The organism is Curtobacterium sp. LFS084, assembly GCF_047977705.1.
GTDB lineage: Bacteria > Actinomycetota > Actinomycetes > Actinomycetales > Microbacteriaceae > Curtobacterium.
Genome location: NZ_JBFPFM010000003.1, coordinates 137641 through 156207 on the forward strand (window position 1 = coordinate 137641; position 18567 = coordinate 156207).

14 protein-coding genes and 1 tRNA gene are annotated in these 18567 nt (G+C 71.0%); 12 read left to right on the top strand and 3 right to left on the bottom strand.

Features of this window, described 5'->3' with window-relative positions; all coding sequences use genetic code 11:
* The first annotated feature begins 7 nt into the window (after nucleotides 1-7).
* The 3 genes from ACNQOV_RS03430 to ACNQOV_RS03440 all read left to right on the top strand — a co-directional run bounded on the left by ACNQOV_RS03430 (nucleotide 8) and on the right by ACNQOV_RS03440 (nucleotide 1408).
* Nucleotides 8-88: transfer RNA gene (locus tag ACNQOV_RS03430), tRNA-Leu, on the top strand.
* 113 nt (nucleotides 89-201) lie between these two features.
* A complete protein-coding gene (locus ACNQOV_RS03435) occupies nucleotides 202-807 on the top strand; it encodes an ANTAR domain-containing response regulator (RefSeq protein ID WP_022905562.1) in 606 nt (201 codons plus the stop codon).
* 130 nt (nucleotides 808-937) lie between these two features.
* Entirely contained in the window at nucleotides 938-1408 is a 471-nt protein-coding gene (locus ACNQOV_RS03440; RefSeq protein WP_416393384.1) for a GNAT family N-acetyltransferase, read from the top strand.
* Between the two features lie 4 nt (nucleotides 1409-1412).
* Here the strand turns inward: ACNQOV_RS03440 and ACNQOV_RS03445 are convergent, their stop codons facing one another.
* The gene (locus ACNQOV_RS03445; RefSeq protein WP_022905564.1) at nucleotides 1413-1796 is read right to left on the bottom strand and encodes a VOC family protein; all 384 of its coding nucleotides are present in this window, start codon (nucleotides 1794-1796) and stop codon (nucleotides 1413-1415) included.
* Nucleotides 1797-1825: 29 nt separating this feature from the next.
* Nucleotides 1826-2194 carry a PaaI family thioesterase gene (locus ACNQOV_RS03450; protein ID WP_148286828.1) on the bottom strand — a complete coding sequence of 123 codons (369 nt, stop codon included), beginning with the start codon at nucleotides 2192-2194 and terminating at the stop codon, nucleotides 1826-1828.
* Nucleotides 2195-2294: 100 nt separating this feature from the next.
* Here ACNQOV_RS03450 and polA point away from each other — a divergent pair, with 100 nt between their 5' ends.
* The 7 genes from polA (at nucleotide 2295) to ACNQOV_RS03485 (ending at nucleotide 13100) form a co-directional block, all read left to right on the top strand.
* A complete protein-coding gene (polA, locus tag ACNQOV_RS03455) occupies nucleotides 2295-4967 on the top strand; it encodes a DNA polymerase I (protein WP_416393385.1) in 2673 nt (890 codons plus the stop codon).
* 162 nt (nucleotides 4968-5129) lie between these two features.
* Entirely contained in the window at nucleotides 5130-6809 is a 1680-nt protein-coding gene (locus tag ACNQOV_RS03460) for a DUF885 domain-containing protein (RefSeq protein ID WP_416393386.1), read from the top strand.
* Nucleotides 6810-6998: 189 nt separating this feature from the next.
* Nucleotides 6999-8465 carry a 30S ribosomal protein S1 gene (gene rpsA, locus ACNQOV_RS03465; RefSeq protein WP_022905568.1) on the top strand — a complete coding sequence of 489 codons (1467 nt, stop codon included), beginning with the start codon at nucleotides 6999-7001 and terminating at the stop codon, nucleotides 8463-8465.
* Nucleotides 8466-8559: 94 nt separating this feature from the next.
* On the top strand, nucleotides 8560-9162 hold the full coding sequence (gene coaE / locus ACNQOV_RS03470) for a dephospho-CoA kinase (protein ID WP_416393387.1): 603 nt from the start codon (nucleotides 8560-8562) through the stop codon (nucleotides 9160-9162).
* Nucleotides 9159-10190, top strand: coding sequence for a BPSS1187 family protein (locus ACNQOV_RS03475; protein ID WP_416393388.1), 1032 nt, complete (start codon nucleotides 9159-9161; stop codon nucleotides 10188-10190). The genes coaE and ACNQOV_RS03475 overlap by 4 nt, the downstream gene beginning before the upstream one ends.
* Before the next feature lie 22 nt (nucleotides 10191-10212).
* A complete protein-coding gene (locus ACNQOV_RS03480) occupies nucleotides 10213-11709 on the top strand; it encodes a class I adenylate-forming enzyme family protein (RefSeq protein WP_416393389.1) in 1497 nt (498 codons plus the stop codon).
* A gap of 68 nt (nucleotides 11710-11777) precedes the next feature.
* Nucleotides 11778-13100: an acyltransferase gene (locus ACNQOV_RS03485; RefSeq protein ID WP_416393390.1), complete on the top strand. Its 1323-nt coding sequence runs from the start codon at nucleotides 11778-11780 to the stop codon at nucleotides 13098-13100.
* Between the two features lie 957 nt (nucleotides 13101-14057).
* Here the strand turns inward: ACNQOV_RS03485 and ACNQOV_RS03490 are convergent.
* Nucleotides 14058-15386, bottom strand: a complete 1329-nt coding sequence (locus ACNQOV_RS03490) for an MFS transporter (RefSeq protein ID WP_416393391.1) — start codon at nucleotides 15384-15386, stop codon at nucleotides 14058-14060.
* 170 nt (nucleotides 15387-15556) lie between these two features.
* On the opposite strand from ACNQOV_RS03490, the gene uvrB reads away from it, so the two are divergent.
* Together uvrB and ACNQOV_RS03500 are read left to right on the top strand one after the other, a co-directional pair.
* On the top strand, nucleotides 15557-17629 hold the full coding sequence (uvrB, locus tag ACNQOV_RS03495; protein WP_416393437.1) for an excinuclease ABC subunit UvrB: 2073 nt from the start codon (nucleotides 15557-15559) through the stop codon (nucleotides 17627-17629).
* The gene (locus tag ACNQOV_RS03500; RefSeq protein ID WP_416393392.1) at nucleotides 17619-18557 is read left to right on the top strand and encodes an SDR family NAD(P)-dependent oxidoreductase; all 939 of its coding nucleotides are present in this window, start codon (nucleotides 17619-17621) and stop codon (nucleotides 18555-18557) included. Before uvrB ends, ACNQOV_RS03500 begins: the two co-directional genes overlap by 11 nt.
* Nucleotides 18558-18567 lie beyond the last annotated feature (10 nt).

Below are 18567 nucleotides of genomic sequence, written 5' to 3' on the forward strand. Positions count from 1 at the left end.
TCCGCCAGCGAGTGTGGTGGAACGGTAGACACGGGGCACTCAAAATGCTCTGCCTCACGGCGTGCGGGTTCGAGTCCCGCCACTCGTACAACGCGGCTCACGGCGTGCGGGACAGTCCCAGTCCGACCGTCCCGCCACTCGTACAACGCGGCATCCGCCGCCTGACGAACGCGCGTTCCGGTGTCTAGTAGGCTCTTGCGTGTGAGTGACACAGAAGCAACTGCAACAGCACCCCGTCGCGTCGTCGTCGCCGAGGACGAGTCGCTCATCCGCCTCGACATCGTCGAGATCCTCCGCGACAACGGGTTCGACGTCGTCGGCGAAGCGGGTGACGGCGAGACCGCCGTGCAGCTCGCCACCGACCTCCGTCCCGACCTCGTCGTGATGGACGTCAAGATGCCGCAGCTCGACGGCATCTCCGCCGCCGAGAAGCTCTCGAAGAACCACATCGCCCCCGTGGTCCTCCTCACGGCCTTCAGCCAGAAGGACCTCGTCGAGCGTGCGACCGAGGCCGGCGCCCTCGCCTACGTCGTCAAGCCGTTCACGCCGAACGACCTGCTCCCCGCGATCGAGATCGCCCTCTCGCGGCACCAGCAGATCATCACGCTCGAGGCCGAGGTCGCCGACCTCGTCGAGCGCTTCGAGACCCGCAAGCTCGTCGACCGCGCCAAGGGCCTGCTCAACGAGAAGATGGGCCTCACCGAGCCCGAGGCGTTCCGTTGGATCCAGAAGGCCTCGATGGACCGTCGGCTGACCATGCACGACGTCGCCAAGGCGATCATCGAGCAGCTCAGCGCCAAGAAGTAGCGACACCGTCGCTCGCACGAGAGCGCCGTCTCCCCTCGGGGAGGCGGCGCTCTCGTCGTCCGTCGACGGACCGGGTGCGGCGACCGGGCGGCCCGCGGCGGTGGACCCGACCACCTGGCAGGGTGGAACGATGGACGACGTGGTGATCCGTGCCTCCAGGCCCGACGACATGCCGGCGGTGGCCGACCTGCGCTGGCGGTGGAGCGTCGACGAGGACGGCGCCGCTCCGGCGGTCACGCCGGAGGCGTACCGCGAGGCGATGACCGCGTTCGCCGCCGAGCACGCCGACTCGCACCGGTGCGTGGTGGCCGAGCGGGACGGGCGCGTGCTCGGGATGGCGTGGCTCGCCCTGAACCCCCGGCCGCCGGCACCGCACCGCCCCAGGGGCCGGGTGGCCGCCGAACTGCAGACGGTCTACGTGCACCCGGAGCTCCGGGGCGCCGGTGTCGCAGGACGCCTCGTCGAACGGCTGCTCGTCGAGGCGGACGACGCCGGCGCCGAACGCGTCGTCGTGCACTCGAGCGTGGTCGGCGAGACGCTCTACCGCCGCCTCGGTTTCGGCGATGCGCGACTGCTGCTGCAGCGGCCGCCCGAGGACTGACCCGTCACCCGCGCGACGGCAGCTCCTGCAGGGTCCAGGCGTTCCGGTCGGGGTCGGTGAAGAAGACGAAGCGACCCCAGGCCAGCTCGTCCACGCCGATCGCGTCGACGCCGAGCCCCTGCAGGTGCGCGAGCGCCTCGTCGGCGTCCGGCACGACGACCTGGATCGACTTGAGCGAACCCGGGACGACGTCCGGCGACATGATGCCCTCGCCGAACGCGATGGAGCAGGCCGACCCGGGCGGGGTGGCCTGCACGAAGCGGAGCTCGTCGGAGACACGCTGGTCGTGGTCGATCGAGAAGCCGATGCGTTCGTAGAATGCGCGGGATCGGTCGACGTCGCTGACGGGGACGAGGATCAGTTCGATCCTCCAGTCGGTGGCGGGCACGGATCACTCCTTCGTGACGCCCGCCGGGATCAGCGGGCTTCGCGGATCATGTTGGTGATGCGCACGGTGGAGCAGCGCCGCCCCTGGTCGTCGGTGAGGACGATCTCGTGCGTGGTGAGCGTGTTCCCCAGGTGCAGCGCCGTGCAGGTGCCGGTCACCAGGCCGCTCGTGGCGCTCCGGGAGTGCGAGGCGTTCAGCTCGATGCCGACGGCGTACCGGCCGGGACCAGCGTGCACGTTCGCGGCCATCGACCCGAGGCTCTCGGCGAGCACGACGTACGCGCCGCCGTGCAGCAGCCCGACCGGCTGCCGGTTGCCCTCGACCGGGATCGTCCCCACGGCGCGCTCGGCGGAGAGCTCCGTGATGACCATGCCCATCTTCTCGGCGAGCTCGCCCATGCCGCGGTCGGCGAGCCGTCCGTCGACGCCCTTCGTGGAGGTGGCTTCGTCGGTCACGCTGGCGGACTCCCGTGTCGGATGGCGTCGGTAGGCTGTCCGGGTGTCGGACTCCGCAAAGCCTACCCTCATGGTCATCGACGGCCACTCGCTCGCCTTCCGGGCCTTCTACGCGCTGCCGGTCGACAGCTTCGTGAACCGCGAGGGGCAGCACACGAACGCCATCCACGGCTTCATCTCGATGCTGCTGATGCTGCTCCAGCGGGAGAAGCCGACCCACCTCGCGGTCGCGTTCGACATCTCGCGGTTCTCGTTCCGCACCCGCGAGTACGAGGACTACAAGGGCACCCGTTCCGAGACCCCGGCCGAGTTCAAGGGGCAGATCCCGCTGCTGCAGCAGGCGCTCGAGGCGATGGGCATCACGACCGTGACGAAGGAGGACTACGAGGCCGACGACATCCTCGCCACCTTCGCCCGCCAGGGCGCCGAGCAGGGCTACCAGGTGTACGTGGTGTCCGGCGACCGCGACTCCATCCAGCTCGTGAACGACGACGTCACGCTGCTGTACCCGTCCGTCCGCGGCGTCTCCGAGCTCACCCGCTACGACCGCGACAAGGTCTACGAGCGCTACGGCATCGAGCCGCACCAGTACCCCGACATCGCCGCGCTCGTGGGGGAGACCAGCGACAACCTCATCGGCATCGACAAGGTCGGCGAGAAGACCGCCGTCAAGTGGATCACCCAGTACGGTTCGCTCGACGGGGTGCTCGAGCACGCCGACGAGATCAAGGGCGTCGTCGGCAACAACCTCCGCGAGCAGCGGGACCGCGCGATCCGCAACCGCAAGCTGAACCGTCTCGTCAACGACGTCGAGCTCCCCGTGGGTCCGGCCGACGTCGCGCTGCGGCCCCTCGACGAGACCGCGGTGCGCGAGCTCTTCGCCAAGCTGCAGTTCCGCACGTTGCTCGACCGCGTGTTCAAGGTCGCGGGCACCGGCGAGCCGTCCGACGCCACCGAGACCGCGGGGTCGGTCGACAGCGGGGCGCCGACGCCGCCGTCCGTCAAGACCCTCATCGACGAGGAACTCGGCTACTGGCTCGAGCGTCGCAACGCGGCTGAGGCGGCGAACGGCTACGGCGTCGCCGTCGAGGTCATCGACGGACGCCTCAGCGCCATCGGCATCGCGACGCACGACGACGCGGTCCTCGTCCCGGGCGGCAGCGGCGCGAAGGACTACGAGCAGCTCTCAGCGTGGTTCGCGTCCGACGCCCCGAAGCACTTCCACGACGCCAAGACCGCGATCAAGGCGCTGGCCACGGCCGGGTTCGAGGTGAACGGCATCGCCGGGGACGCCCGCCTGATCGGGTGGCTCGCACAGCCGGGCAAGCAGGGACAGCCGCTCGCCGACCTCGTCTACCAGGAGCTCGGCGAAGAGCTGCCGACGGCCGACCCGAACCAGCTCGTCCCCGAGACCGACCCGGTGAACGTCGGCGTGCACGCGTGGTTCGTGCTGCGGGTCACGACGGCGCTGCGTGCCCGCCTCGACGAGTCGTCGCTGCGGGTCCTCGACGACATCGAGCTCCCGCTCGTGCCGGTCCTCGCCGGCATGGAGACCACCGGCGTCGCGATCGACCGCCCCGTGCTCACCGGGCTCTCGCACGACCTCGGGGAGCGCGCGGCCGAACTCGCGCAGCAGGCCTTCGCCGAGATCGGGCACGAGGTGAACCTCGGGTCGCCCAAGCAGCTGCAGGAAGTGCTCTTCACCGAGCTCGCGATGCCGAAGACCCGCAAGACCAAGACCGGGTTCTCGACCGACGCCGCCAGCCTCACCGACCTGCAGGAGCAGCACCCGCACCCGTTCCTCGGCCTGCTGCTGCAGCACCGTGACGCCACGAAGCTCCGTCAGATCGTCGACACGCTGGACGCCGCGGTCGTCGACGGTCGCATCCACACCCGGTACGAGCAGACCGGCAGCAGCACCGGCCGGATCTCGTCGACCGACCCGAACCTGCAGAACATCCCGGTGAAGACCGCGGTCGGGCGTCGCGTGCGCTCGGCGTTCGCCGTCGCCGAGCCCTACACGACGCTCATCACCGCCGACTACTCGCAGATCGAGATGCGCATCATGGCGCACCTGTCCGGTGACCCGGGTCTGATCCAGGCCTTCAACGAGGGCGAGGACCTGCACCGTTTCGTCGGCGCCCGGGTGTTCTCGGTCGAACCCGCCGACGTCACGCCCGAGATGCGCACGAAGGTCAAGGCGATGTCCTACGGCCTCGCGTACGGCCTCAGCCCGTTCGGTCTGTCGAAGCAGCTCCGCATCGAGCAGTCCGAGGCGCGCACGCTCATGAACGAGTACTTCGCCCGGTTCGGCTCGGTCCGCGACTACCTGCGCGGCGTCGTCGAGCAGGCGCGCGAGGACGGCTACACCGAGACGATCTTCGGCCGTCGTCGTCCGTTCCCGGACCTGAAGAGCCCGAACCGCGTCCTCCGCGAGAACGCCGAGCGCGCCGCCCTGAACGCGCCGATCCAGGGATCGGCGGCCGACATCATGAAGATCGCGATGCTCGGCGTGGCCGCCGACCTCCGCGACGGCGGGCTGGACTCCCACCTGCTCCTGCAGGTGCACGACGAGCTCATCCTCGAGGTCGCTCCCGGCGAGCAGGAGCGGGTCGAGGACATCCTCCGCACCCGCATGGGCGGTGCGGCCGAGCTCAGCGTCCCGCTGGACGTGTCCGTCGGCGTCGGCCCGAACTGGGAGGCGGCGGCGCACTGACGCGCGACCGCCTGTCGGCCCGCGAGCTGGGCCCCATCAGCCGGTACCGGCGCGACGCGCCGACGGCGTGACGGCCGTGCCCGGAGGGACGGTGCGGGCTCGCACCGCGCCTCCCGTCCCACGGGTTCCACGTCGTGCGCCGACGTGGATAGGGTCGAGGACATGACCGATGACCGTCCCGTCCGCCAGCCCTCCGCCGTCGACCGGGTCGCCGAGGACTGGGTGGCCACCCTCGTCGACCTCGACCCGACCGTCGCCACGTACATCGGGGTCTCGGGGCGGACGGGGGAGTACGGCGACACGTCGCCCGCCGGTGCTGCGGCCCTCGCCGAGGCGGCCCGGTCCGCGAAGCGCGCGCTGGACGCCGCCGACGCGGTGGACGCCGTCGACCGGGTGACGAAGACGGACCTCGGGGCCGAGCTGGACCTCGTCCAGGAGTCGTTCGACCGGAAGCTGCACCTCCGCGACCTCAACGTCATCGCCAGCCCGGCGCAGTCGGTGCGCGACGTCCTCGACCTCATGCCGACCGCGACCGAGTCCGACTGGCAGGACATCGCGAGCCGTCTGCACGCCCTTCCCGACGCGATCGAGGGCATCCGCGAGACCCTGCTCGAGGGCACGCGTGAGGACGTGACGCCGGCGCGCCGCCAGGTGGCGCTCATCGCCGAACAGGCCACCCGCACCGGCGCCGAGGACGGTGTCTTCCGACAGCTCGTCGACGGTGCCGCGTTCGACGACGGCGGGTCCGTGCCCGAGGCGCTCCGCGCCGAGCTGGCCCGCGGGGCCGAGGTCGCCGCGGCCGCCTACCGGTCGTTCGGGCAGTTCCTCGAGCACGAGCTCATGCCGCTCGCGACGCCCGTGGACGCCGTCGGTCGCGAGGCGTACGAGCTGCACTCCCGACGCTTCCTGGGCGCGGTCGTCGACCTGGACGAGACGTACCAGTGGGGCATCGAGGAGCTCGCCCGGATGCGTGCGGAGCAGGAGCGCATCGCCGACCGCATCGAGTCCGGTGCGAGCGTCGCCCGGGCGATCGAGGTCCTCGACGCCGACCCCGCCCGCGTGCTGCACGGCACCGACGCCCTGCAGCGGTGGATGCAGGAGACCAGTGACGAGTCGATCCGTGCGATGGACGGCAGGTACTTCGACATCGCCGACCCGATCAAGCGCCTCGAGTGCCGGATCGCGCCGACGCAGGAGGGTGGGATCTACTACACCGGCCCGTCCGACGACTTCTCGCGCGCCGGCCGCATGTGGTGGTCCGTGCCGCAGGGCGTCACCGAGTTCGGCACCTGGCGCGAGAAGACGACGGTGTACCACGAGGGCGTCCCCGGTCACCACCTGCAGATCAGCCAGGGCGTCTACAACCGGGGCGAGCTGAACACGTGGCGGCGGCAACTGGCCGGGTCCTCGGGCCACGTCGAGGGCTGGGCGCTCTACGCCGAGCGCCTCATGGAGCAGCTCGGCTTCCTGGACGACGACGGCGACCGGCTCGGCATGCTCGACGGGCAGCGGATGCGTGCGGCTCGTGTGGTGCTCGACATCGGCGTCCACCTGCAGAAGACGAACCCCGACGGCGGGGCGTGGACGTGGGAGTACGCGCTCGACTTCATGCGGCAGAACGTGAACATGTCCGACGAGTTCGTCCAGTTCGAGGTCGCCCGATACTTCGGGTGGCCCGGGCAGGCGCCGTCGTACAAGGTCGGGCAGCGCGTCTGGGAGTCGATCCGCGACGAGGTGGCGGCCCGCGAGGGTGCCGCCTTCGACCTGAAGGCGTTCCACCACCGCGCGCTCGCGCTCGGCAGCATCGGGCTCGACACGCTCCGGAGTGCCCTGCTCGACTGATCCGCCGGGCGTCGTCACGAACCGACACGCCCGGTTGTGGGCGCTCGCCCGCTGCGGTTAGACTTGTGCGGCGCAATCCGCGCTCATCAAACACATCGCCAGGACGGCTCGAACCGGCATCCGGTTCGGACCAGGGGGTCGCTCCCTCGCCGTCTGGCCCGACTCATGTCCGTTCGGAGCAATCTCTACATGACAACCACCACGACCAAGGCTCCCAAGCAGGTCGCCATCAACGACATCGGCTCGGCTGATGACTTCCTGGCCGAGGTCGAGAAGACCCTGAAGTTCTTCAACGACGGAGACCTCATCTCCGGCACCGTCGTGAAGATCGACCGCGACGAGGTCCTCCTCGACGTCGGTTACAAGACCGAGGGTGTCATCCCCTCGCGCGAGCTCTCCATCAAGCACGACGTCGACCCCAACGAGGTCGTCGAGGTCGGCGACGAGGTCGAGGCCCTGGTTCTCCAGAAGGAGGACAAGGAAGGTCGCCTCATCCTGTCGAAGAAGCGTGCGCAGTACGAGCGCGCCTGGGGCGACGTCGAGAAGATCAAGGAGTCCGACGGCGTCGTGACCGGTACGGTCATCGAGGTCGTCAAGGGCGGCCTGATCGTCGACATCGGTCTCCGCGGCTTCCTCCCGGCCTCGCTCATCGAGCTGCGTCGCGTCCGCGACCTGACGCCGTACCTCGGCCAGGAGCTCGAGGCGAAGATCCTCGAGCTCGACAAGAACCGGAACAATGTCGTCCTCTCGCGCCGCGCGCTGCTCGAGCAGACGCAGTCCGAGTCCCGGACCACGTTCCTCAACAACCTCCACAAGGGCCAGGTCCGCAAGGGCATCGTGTCGTCGATCGTCAACTTCGGTGCGTTCGTCGACCTCGGCGGCGTCGATGGTCTCGTCCACGTCTCCGAGCTCAGCTGGAAGCACATCGAGCACGCCAGCGAGGTCGTCGAGGTCGGTCAGGAAGTCACCGTCGAGATCCTCGAGGTGGACCTGGACCGCGAGCGCGTGTCGCTCTCGCTCAAGGCCACGCAGGAAGACCCGTGGCAGGTCTTCGCCCGCACCCACGCGATCGGTCAGATCGCGCCGGGCAAGGTCACGAAGCTCGTGCCGTTCGGTGCCTTCGTCCGCGTTGCCGACGGCATCGAGGGCCTCGTGCACATCTCGGAGCTCTCGAACAAGCACGTCGAGCTCGCCGAGCAGGTCGTCTCGGTCAACGACGAGGTCTTCGTCAAGATCATCGACATCGACCTCGACCGTCGCCGCATCTCGCTCAGCCTCAAGCAGGCGAACGAGGGCGTGGACCCCGAGGGCACCGAGTTCGACCCGGCGCTCTACGGCATGCCGACCGAGTACGACGACAAGGGCGACTACAAGTACCCGGACGGCTTCGACCCGGAGACGAACGAGTGGCTCGAGGGCTACGACACCCAGCGCACCGAGTGGGAGGGCCAGTACGCCGCCGCCCAGGCGCGTTGGGAAGCCCACAAGGCGCAGGTCGCGAAGACCATCGCCGACGAGGCGCAGGGTGGCTTCGACCTCCCGGCGACCGCTTCGTCGTCGTCGTCGACGTTCGCGACCGAGTCGAACGGTCAGGGAACCCTGGCCGACGACGCGTCGCTCGCAGCGCTCCGCGAGAAGCTCAGCTCGACCAACTGATCGAGCAGCGCTCCCGCACCGGAAGCCCGGCATCCCTGAGAAGGGGTGCCGGGCTTCCGGCCGTTCGTGCGGCGTGGGTCGGTACCCTGTCGCTGTGCGCATCATCGGTCTCACGGGCGGCATCGCCGCGGGCAAGTCGACCGTCTCCGGACGGTGGGCCGAGCACGGTGCGGTCGTCGTCGACGCCGACCGGCTCGCCCGGGACGCCGTCGCCCCCGGCAGTCCCGGCCTCGCGCAGGTCGCCGAGCGGTTCGGCCCCGGCGTGATCGCGGCCGACGGGTCGCTCGACCGGCCGGCGCTCGGCGCGATCGTGTTCGCCGACGCCGCAGCGCGGAAGGACCTCGAGGGGATCACCCACCCCGAGGTGTGGCGTCTCGCCCAGGCGGCCTTCGACGCCGCCGAACGCGCGGACCCCGACGCCGTCGTGGTCTACGACGTGCCCCTCCTCGCCGAGGCCCGGGGGAGCCGGCCGCTGCGGTTCGACGCCGTCGTCGTGGTCGACGCCCCCGCGGCCCAGCGCATCGAGCGCCTCGTGGAGCACCGCGGGATGCCCCGGGACGAGGCCGAGCGCCGAGTGGCCGCGCAGGCGAGCGACGCCGAGCGGCTGGCACTCGCCGACCACGTGGTGGACGCCACGGGGAGCCTCGCGGACACGCTCCGCTCCGCCGACGCGGTCTGGGACCGTATCGGCCGATGAAGCACCGGCTGCTCCTCGTCATCGCCGCCGTCGTCCTCGTCGTCATCGGTGCCGCGTCGCTCGTCGCGGCGAACGTCCTCGGCGGGGAACGCGTGGCCGAGCACGGCCGGGTCGCCGCAGCCGATCGACCACGCGGTGACGAGCACGGTCCGGCGGGGGAGTTCCACCGCTTCCGACTCGGCACCATCAACGGGCAGCGGCTCGAGCCGAACCGTGACGACTTCGCGGCACGGACCGACTCGGGTGGCCCGCTGCTGCTCTTCCTGCCGGCGACCCGAGCCCGTCCCGCCGACTACCAGCTGTTCCTGTCCACGGCGCTGCGCGACGGCTACCACGTGCTCGGCCTCGACTACTGGAACCTCGGCAAGACCCTGTCGGGGACCTGCGAGGCGGACCCGAGCTGCTACGGCACGGTGCAGCGCAACCGGTTCGACGGCACCCGTCCGTCCCGGTTCAGTTCGGTGGAGCCGTCCGGGTCGATCGTCTCCCGGTTCCGCGACGCGATCGCGTACCTCGACGACCACGACCCCGAGGGCGGGTGGGGGCGCTTCGTGCAGGGTGACTCCGACATCGCGTGGGAGGACATCGTCGTGGCCGGGCACTCGCAGGGCGGCGGCGAAGCGGCGTACATCGCGCACATCCGCTCGGTCCGAGGAGCGCTGATGTTCTCGTCGCCCGTGGAGTCGCTCGGGAGCGAACACGCGGCCTGGATGGACCGCCCCGGCAGGACGCCGGTCGACCGGATGTACGCGATCGACGACGTCCGCGACGTGTTCGGGCCCCGGATCCGCGGGTCGTGGAAGGTGCTCGGCCTCGACGGCGACACCGGGCCGTTCCGGACCGACACCGCACCCCCGGGTGCCGGCCAAGACCCCCACGCGATCCTCACGGACATCCAGGTCGGTTCGCCGGGCGAGAGCCACTCGCGGACGATCAAGGACTCGACGCCGATCGGTCCGGACGGGCTCCCGCGGATGGAGGGGCTGTGGCAGTGGCTGCTCCACCGGTTCCCTTCGGACCCGTCATAGGATCCCGCAATACTCTGAGTCCGTGCAGCAAGCAGGTGAAGGACCCGACCTGCGCTCGACCATCCGTTCCCGGGCGGAGCAGGACGCCGAGCGCAACTACCTCGAGGACGCGCGCAGCGACCGCGTCCTGACCTACCGTGCGCTCGACGACGCGGTGTCCGCGTGGTCCTCGACGTTCGACGCGATCGGGGTCGCACCGTCCGGAGCGGTTCTCGTCGACCTCGGCGACCCGCTCTCCTTCGCCGTCGTGCACCTCGCCGCCCTCGCGACCGGGCGTCGGGCGATCCCCGTCGACACCGGGCAGCCGACCACGGAACCGGGCCGTCTCGCCGACCTGATCGGCGGCGCCTCAATCGTGGTGACCGACCGTGCCGTGGACGCGACCATCCCGGGCGCGCCCGCGAGCGGGATCGACGCGGCCACGTTCCTCCCGGCCGGCGTGCGCGACGGCGACCTACCGACGGTCAGCCCGGACGCACCCGGCGAGGGGTCGGTCGTGCTGTTCACCTCCGGCTCCACCGGGACCCCGAAGGGTGTCGAGCTGCCCGAGTCGCAGCTGCTGTTCGTCGCCCGCGCGGTCGCGCGGCACAACCGGCTCACCCCCGAGGACCGCGGGTTCAACTCGCTCCCGCTCTTCCACGTCAACGCCGAGGTCGTGGGGCTGCTCGCCACCCTCGTCGCCGGTGCGACCCTGGTGGTCGATCGACGGTTCCGCCGGACCGGGTTCTGGGAGCTCCTCGCCGAGCGTCGGATCACGTGGCTCAACGCCGTGCCCGCGATCCTCGCCGTCCTCGCGAAGACCGGTCCGCTCGACTTCCCCGCGGGGCTCCGGTTCGTCCGGAGTGCCTCCGCACCGCTGCCGGACCCGGTGCGGCAGGCCCTCGGGGACGTGCCGCTCGTCGTCAGCTGGGGGATGACCGAGGGGGCGTCGCAGATCACCGCGACCCCGCTCGACGCTCCGGCGCGGGTCGGGACCGTCGGTGTGCCCGTCGGGTCCGAGGTGCAGGTCCGGGGCGAGGACGGCTCCGTGCTGCCCGCCGACGAGGTCGGTGCTCTCTGGATCCGCGGCGCGGGCATCGTGCACCGGTACCTCTTCGGGCGCGCGGCCGAACGGTTCGACGCGGACGGCTGGCTGAGCACGGGCGACGTGGGCTCGGTCTCGGCGGACGGCTCGGTCTCGCTCGCCGGACGCTCCGACGACGTCATCAACCGTGGGGGCGAGAAGGTCTACCCGTCCGAGGTCGAGGACGTGCTGCTCGGGGACGACCGCGTGCTCGAGGCCGTGGTCGTCGGGCGGCCGCACGACGTCCTGGGCGCGGTGCCGATCGCGTACGTGATCCCGCAGCCGGACGAGGTCGTGGACGCCGATGCCCTGGTCGCCGACCTCACGGCGCGCGCCGAGGCCCGGCTCACCCGGTTCCGACGCCCGGTCGAGATCGTCGTGGTGCCCGACCTGCCGCGGGCGCCGACCGGCAAGGTCCAGCGGGCGAAGGTGCGGACGATGGCCGAGCAGCCGTGACCGGCAGTGCCTCTGTGCCGCGTGCTGCCGCTGTGTCCGGGGGCGCCGCCCCGGCGTCCTCGCGCGCCGTGCAGACGCCGACCCGCACCGCCGAGGGGAAGCCCCGGCACCTCTACGAGGTCGACGTCCTGCGGATCCTGACCTTCGCCTGCGTCATCGGCGTGCACACGACCAGCCACACGGTCGCCGCCGACGACGTGCCGCTGAACGCGCTGCTCGGCCTGCTCCACTTCACCCGGCTCGTGTTCTTCTCGCTCACGGCCTTCGTCCTCGTGTACAGCTACACGCTGCGCCCCCGGCCGATGGCGCAGTTCTGGCCCAAGCGCTTCCTGCTCGTCGGCGTGCCCTACCTGGCGTGGTCGTTCGTCTACGTGGCGGCGTCCTGGCTCCTGAGCGCCACCCGCCGCGGCGACGTCCCCGACCTCGTGCGCACCTACGCCGAGGGCATCGTCACCGGCGTCTCCTGGTACCACCTGTACTTCCTGCTCGTGACCATGCAGGTGTACCTGCTGCTGCCCGTGATCGCGTGGCTCGTGCGGCGGACGCGCGGGCACCACGTCGCCGTCCTCGTCGTGACGCTCGTTGTCCAGCTCGTCGTCTTCGCCGGGTACAAGTACTTCCCGGCCAGCGACGCGTGGATGCAGGGCTACCAGAAGCAGTTCTTCTTCTCGTACGTCTTCTTCATCGTCTCGGGGGCGATCGCCGCCGACCACGCCGACGCCTTCCTCCGGTTCATCCGGGTGCACCGCCGCGCCGTCCTCTGGGGCTTCGCGGGCGTCGGTGCCCTCACACTCGGCGTCTGGGCGCTGCAGGTCGGTCTCGGACAGTCGCTCTACGCCGCGGGGACCCCGCTGCAGCCGATCCAGGTGATCTGGAGCAGCGCCGTGTTCGTCGGGTTCCTGGCCATCGGCGCCCGGTGGGCTGATCGGCGTCGACCCGGCAGCCCGCTCGCGCGCGTGGTCGACTACGGCTCGGACCGGTCGTTCGGCATCTTCCTGAGTCACCCGTTCGCGATCTGGATCCTGCTCTACGGCGACAGCGTGCTCGAGCGGGTCGTCCCGAAGCCGTGGTTGACGCTCGTCACGTACGTGCTGGTGCTCCTGCTGTCGGTCCTCGTCACGGAGCTGTTCCGGTGGACGCCGCTGAGCGTGCCCCTGACCGGGCGGCCGTCGCTGGCGTCGCGTGGGCAGCGGGCGGCGCGGGCGCGGAGACGGGAGGCGGGTGCTCGGCGCGGGGTCGGAACCAGAGGGGGCGTTCCGGCCGCTGGCGGGTCGGGTTCGTCCGAGTCGGCCGTCCAGCAGGTGGAGCCGGTGGAGCCGGTGGAGCCGGTGGAGCCGGACGATGCGCTCGTGGGGGAGACGGACGACGTCGGGAGGCGTCCGACCCGCTGAGTGCGGCCTCGACGGCGACGCTGCCGGGCTGTGTTGCGCGCGGCGGGTGCGCGTGCGCACCGTGCTGGGTCCGCGGCGTGGTGCGGTGCTGCGCGCTGGGTGCGGCGTTGTTGCGGCGCACGGAGCGTGGAACGTCGCACGGGTTGACGGACGGCGCACCGTGCGCTGGCCGGTCGGCTGGCCGGACGGGAGGCGCGGGGCGGGCTGGCACCGCGGCTTCCGCCGGGCGGGTGGCGGTCGGGAGGGACGGGGCGGGCTGGCGCCGTGCCTCCCGTCCGCACGGTGCGGGCGTCGTGACCGTGTGCGGTGGTGTTTGCTGGGTGCGGGGTTGCAGTGGTGCACGGAGCGTGCAACGTCGCACGGGTTGACGGACGGCGCACCGTGCGCTGGCCGGTCGGCTGGCCGGACGCGACGCGCGGGGCGGGCTGGCGCCGCGGCTCCCGCCGTGCGGGTGGCGGTCGGGAGGGACGGGGCGGGCTGGCGCCGTGCCTCCCGTCCGCACCGTGCGGGTCTCGTGACCGGGTGCGGTGCGGCGCGCTGGGTGCGGGGTTGTGGCGGGGCACGGAGCGTGCAACGTCGCACGGGTTGACGGACGGCGCACCGTGCGCTGGCCGGTCGGCTTGCCGGACGGGAGGGGCGGGGCGGGCTGGCACCGCGGCTCCCGTCGTGCGTGGTGGCGGTCGGGAGGGACGGGGCGGGCTGGCATCGCGCGTCACGTCGTGCGTGCTGGCGGACGGGAGGGACGGGGCGGGCTGGCGCCGCGCCTCCCGTCCGCACCGTGCGGGTCTCGTGACCGCGTGCGGTGCTGCGCGCTGGGTGCGGGGTTGCAGTGGCGCACGGAGCGTGCAACGTCGCACGGGTTGACGGACGGCGCACCGTGCGCGGGCGGGGCCGCCCAGGGCGGGCCAGGCAGGGCGGGACCAGGCGGGGCGGGGTGGGGGCCCGCCCCTGCGGCGGTCAGGCGGTGTGCTGCTCGGCCTTCGGGACGCCGATCTCGAGGACGCCGTCCGTCATCGTGAGGCGCTTCGGCTTCATGTACCAGGCGACGACCGCCGCCGCGGCGAGGAGGGCGCAGGACAGCGCGAACGGGAGCTGCCACCCCGAGGCGTCGATCAGCGCGCCGAAGACGATCGGCGAGATCACGCCGGCGATGCCGAACCCGGTGTTCATGAACCCCGAGGCCGTCCCGGACCACTGCGGCGCGACGTCCATCGGGATCGCCCAGAGGTTGGCGTTGCAGAGCTCGAGGAAGAAGAACGACAGCGCGAGCGAGATCGTGGCGACGACGAGGCCCTGCCCGATGACCAGCGGGACGAGGCAGATGAGCGAGCCTCCGAGTCCGGTGACGAGGACGATCCTGCGGGCGTTCCGGCTGTCGCCGCCGCGGTGGATGATGCGGTCGCTGAGCATGCCGCCGACGGTGTCGCCGACGACCCCGGCGAGCAGCACGAGCGTGGTGAAGAGTGCGAACTGGCTGATCGGCAGACCGTAGGTGGAGCTGAGGAAGGTGGGGATCCAGGTGAGGAACACCCAGAGCACCCAGCCGTAGCCGAAGTCGACGAAGGTCACCGGCAGGATCTGGCGCGCGAGCGTGCGCCACGGGACGGGCGGGCGCGTGGCGCGGGTCTCGACGGGCGGGAGCTCGTCGAGTTCGACCTGCCGGATGCCGGCGGTGTCCTCGGGCTTGTCGCGGAACCAGACGAACCAGACGACGGCCCACGCGATGCTCAGCACGGCGGTCGCGAAGAACGCCCACCGCCAGCTGCCGGTCGCACCGATCACCCACGCGACCAGGAGCGGCGCGAGCGCGTTGCCGAGGCGGGCGGCCGAGTGCACGACGCCCTGCGCGAAGCCGTTGCGGTCGCGGGGGATCCACCGGCTCATCGCCTGGGTGGCGGCGGGGAACGCGGCGGCCTCGCTGAGACCGAGGAGCGCGCGGGCGGCGAAGAGGGTCCAGAACCCGACCGAGAAACCGGTCCACAGGGTCGCGACGCCCCAGACGACGGTGATGACGAAGAGGGCCTTCCGCGGTCCGAACTTCTCGGCGATCGTTCCGCCGAACACCTGGAGCAGTGCGTAGGGGAGCGCGAACGCCGAGACGATGAGTCCGGCGGTCGTCTCGTTGAAGCCGAAGTCCTCGGTGATGTGCGGGAGCGCGGTCGAGATGTTGGTGCGGTCGATGTACGAGATCGCGTACATGAAGCAGAGGAGGATGAGCACTCGTCCGCGGATGCGTCCGCGGAACGGGGTGCCCTTCGTCGGTGCGGCGGGGGTCGCCGTCGTCATGGGGCCTCTCCAGGGGAGTGAGAGCGATTCGGGTTGCTGAACGGATCGGAGGCTATGCCGGATCCCTATCAGCGGTCTTTGAGCCAGCCTGGCCTGGACGATACGCCGACGGCGAGCAGTCGGCTCCGGTGTCAGGGGTGCCGACTAGCGTTGTCGGCATGGCAGTGTCAATCGAGCCCACGCGCGCGGTCCGCCCGTTCGAGGTCATCAGCGAGTACTCGCCGAGCGGCGACCAGCCCGCGGCGATCGCCGAGCTCGCCGGCCGCATCAACGCCGGTGAGACGGACGTCGTGCTGCTCGGTGCGACCGGTACCGGCAAGTCGGCGACGACCGCCTGGCTCATCGAGCAGGTGCAGCGCCCGACGCTGGTTCTCGCACACAACAAGACCCTCGCGGCACAGCTCGCGAACGAGTTCCGGAGCCTGCTGCCGAACAACGCGGTCGAGTACTTCGTCTCGTACTACGACTACTACCAGCCCGAGGCGTACGTCCCGCAGACCGACACCTTCATCGAGAAGGACTCGTCCGTCAACGCCGAGGTCGAGCGGCTGCGACACTCGACGACCAACTCCCTGCTCAGCCGGCGCGACGTCGTCGTGGTGTCGACGGTGTCGTGCATCTACGGCCTCGGGACGCCGGAACAGTACATGAACGCCTCGGTCGCGCTCCACGTCGGCCAGACGATCTCGCGCGACCAGCTCGTCCGCAAGTTCGTCTCGATGCAGTACCAGCGCAACGACGTCGACTTCGCGCGCGGCACCTTCCGGGTCCGTGGCGACACCCTCGAGATCATCCCGATGTACGAGGAACACGCGATCCGCATCGAGATGTTCGGAGACGAGGTCGAGGCGCTCTCGTACCTGCACCCGCTGACCGGCAACGTGATCGAGGACATGCCCGCGGTGTCGATCTTCCCGGCGTCGCACTACGTCGCCGACACCGAGGTCATGCACCGCGCGATCGCCACGATCAAGGACGAGCTCGCCGAGCGGCTGACCGAGCTCGAGGGCCAGGGCAAGCTGCTCGAGGCCCAGCGCCTGCGGATGCGGACCACGTTCGACATCGAGATGATGGAGCAGATCGGCTTCTGCTCGGGCATCGAGAACTACTCCCGCCACATGGACGGCCGCGCCGCGGGGGAGCCGCCGCACTGCCTGCTCGACTTCTTCCCGGACGACCTGCTCATCGTGATCGACGAGTCGCACGTGACCGTGCCGCAGATCGGCGCGATGTACGAGGGCGACGCGTCACGCAAGCGCACCCTCGTCGAGCACGGCTTCCGACTGCCGAGCGCCCTCGACAACCGACCGCTTCGGTGGGAGGAGTTCCTCGAGCGCTCCGGCCAGAAGGTCTACCTGTCAGCGACGCCGGGTCGGTACGAACTCGGCGTGACCGACAGCGTGGTCGAGCAGATCATCCGCCCGACCGGCCTGGTCGACCCCGAGATCGTCGTGAAGCCGAGTGACGGCCAGATCGACGACCTGCTCGAGGAGATCAAGCAGCGCGTCGAGAAGGACGAGCGCGTCCTGGTCACCACGCTCACGAAGCGCATGGCCGAGGAGCTCACCGACTTCCTCGGCAACGCGGGGGTCCGCGTCCGGTACCTCCACTCCGACGTGGACACCCTGAAGCGCGTCGAACTGCTCACCGAGCTGCGCCAGGGCGTCTACGACGTGCTCGTCGGCATCAACCTGCTGCGCGAGGGGCTCGACCTGCCCGAGGTGTCGCTCGTCGCGATCCTCGACGCCGACAAGGAAGGCTTCCTGCGCTCGTCGACCTCGCTCATCCAGACGATCGGTCGCGCCGCCCGCAACGTGTCGGGTCAGGTGCTGATGTACGCCGACAAGATGACCGACTCGATGAAGACCGCGATCGAGGAGACCGACCGCCGCCGCGAGAAGCAGGTGGCGTACAACCTCGAGCGCGGCATCGACCCCCAGCCCCTGCGCAAGAAGATCGCCGACATCACGGAGATCCTGGCGCGGGAGAACGACGACACCAAGGCGCTGCTCGAGGGTCGGCCTGGTGCGGACGGTCGACGCTCCCCGACGCCGAACCTCAAGCGGACCGGCATCGCCGGCGAAGGGGCGACCCAGCTCGAGGCCACCATCGGGGACCTCAACGAGCAGATGCTGCAGGCCGCCGCCGAGCTGAAGTTCGAGCTGGCGGCGCGACTCCGCGACGAGGTCCAGGACCTCAAGAAGGCGCTGCGGCAGATGGAGTCCGCCGGACATGTCAACTGACGTCGGGGCGACGGTCCCGGGGCCGTCGCGGACCGTCGTCGTCACGGGGGCGAGCGCCGGCCTCGGGTACTTCGCGGCCGAGCAGCTCGCCGCGGCCGGACACCGCGTCGTGCTGGCGACCCGGGACAGCTCGCGCGCCGCAGCCGCCGAACGGAGCATCCGGCGACACGTGGACGGCGCCGACCTCGCGCACGTGCACCTCGACCTGGCGGACCTCGACAGCGTGCGTGCCGCAGCCGACGAGCTCGCGCACCTGCAGCCGGACGGCGTCGACGCGGTCGTCAACAACGCCGGCGTGGTCGGCGCGAGCACGATGCAGCGGACCGCGCAGGGGACCGAGCTCCAGGTGGGCACGAACCACCTCGGGCACTTCGCGTGGACGGCCCTGACCCTCCCGCTGCTGGAACGCCGTGCCGGACGGGTGGTGCACCTCGGCTCGATCGCGCACCGCTGGGCGCGATTCGATCCGACGGATCCACTCGGCGCGCGCCACTACTCGAGCTACCGCCAGTACGGCCGGAGCAAGCTCGCGGTCATGCTGTTCGGCTTCGAGCTGGCCGAGCGACTGGCGGATGCGGGCTCTTCGGTGGCAAGTGTCGTCGCGCACCCGGGCTTCTCGCTCGACCTGCTCTCGCCCGAGCGGCCGGACGTCGCGTCGTCCCGCTCCGAGCCGGCGTGGACCCGTCCGGCGCAGCGCCTGTACGCACAGGGCAAGGACGCCGGCGCCGACCCGCTCGTGCACGCTGCCGTGGCGGACGACGTCCGCTCCGGCGAGTACTGGGGACCGTCCGGCTGGATGCAGCTCCGGGGTGCGGCGACGGTCGTCCGCGCCGAGCCACGGGCCCACGACCGCACCGAGGCCGCCCGACTCTGGGCCGCCAGCGAGCGCGCCGCGGGGGTCGCGTTCGCTCTCGACGCACTCGTCTGACCGTCCATCG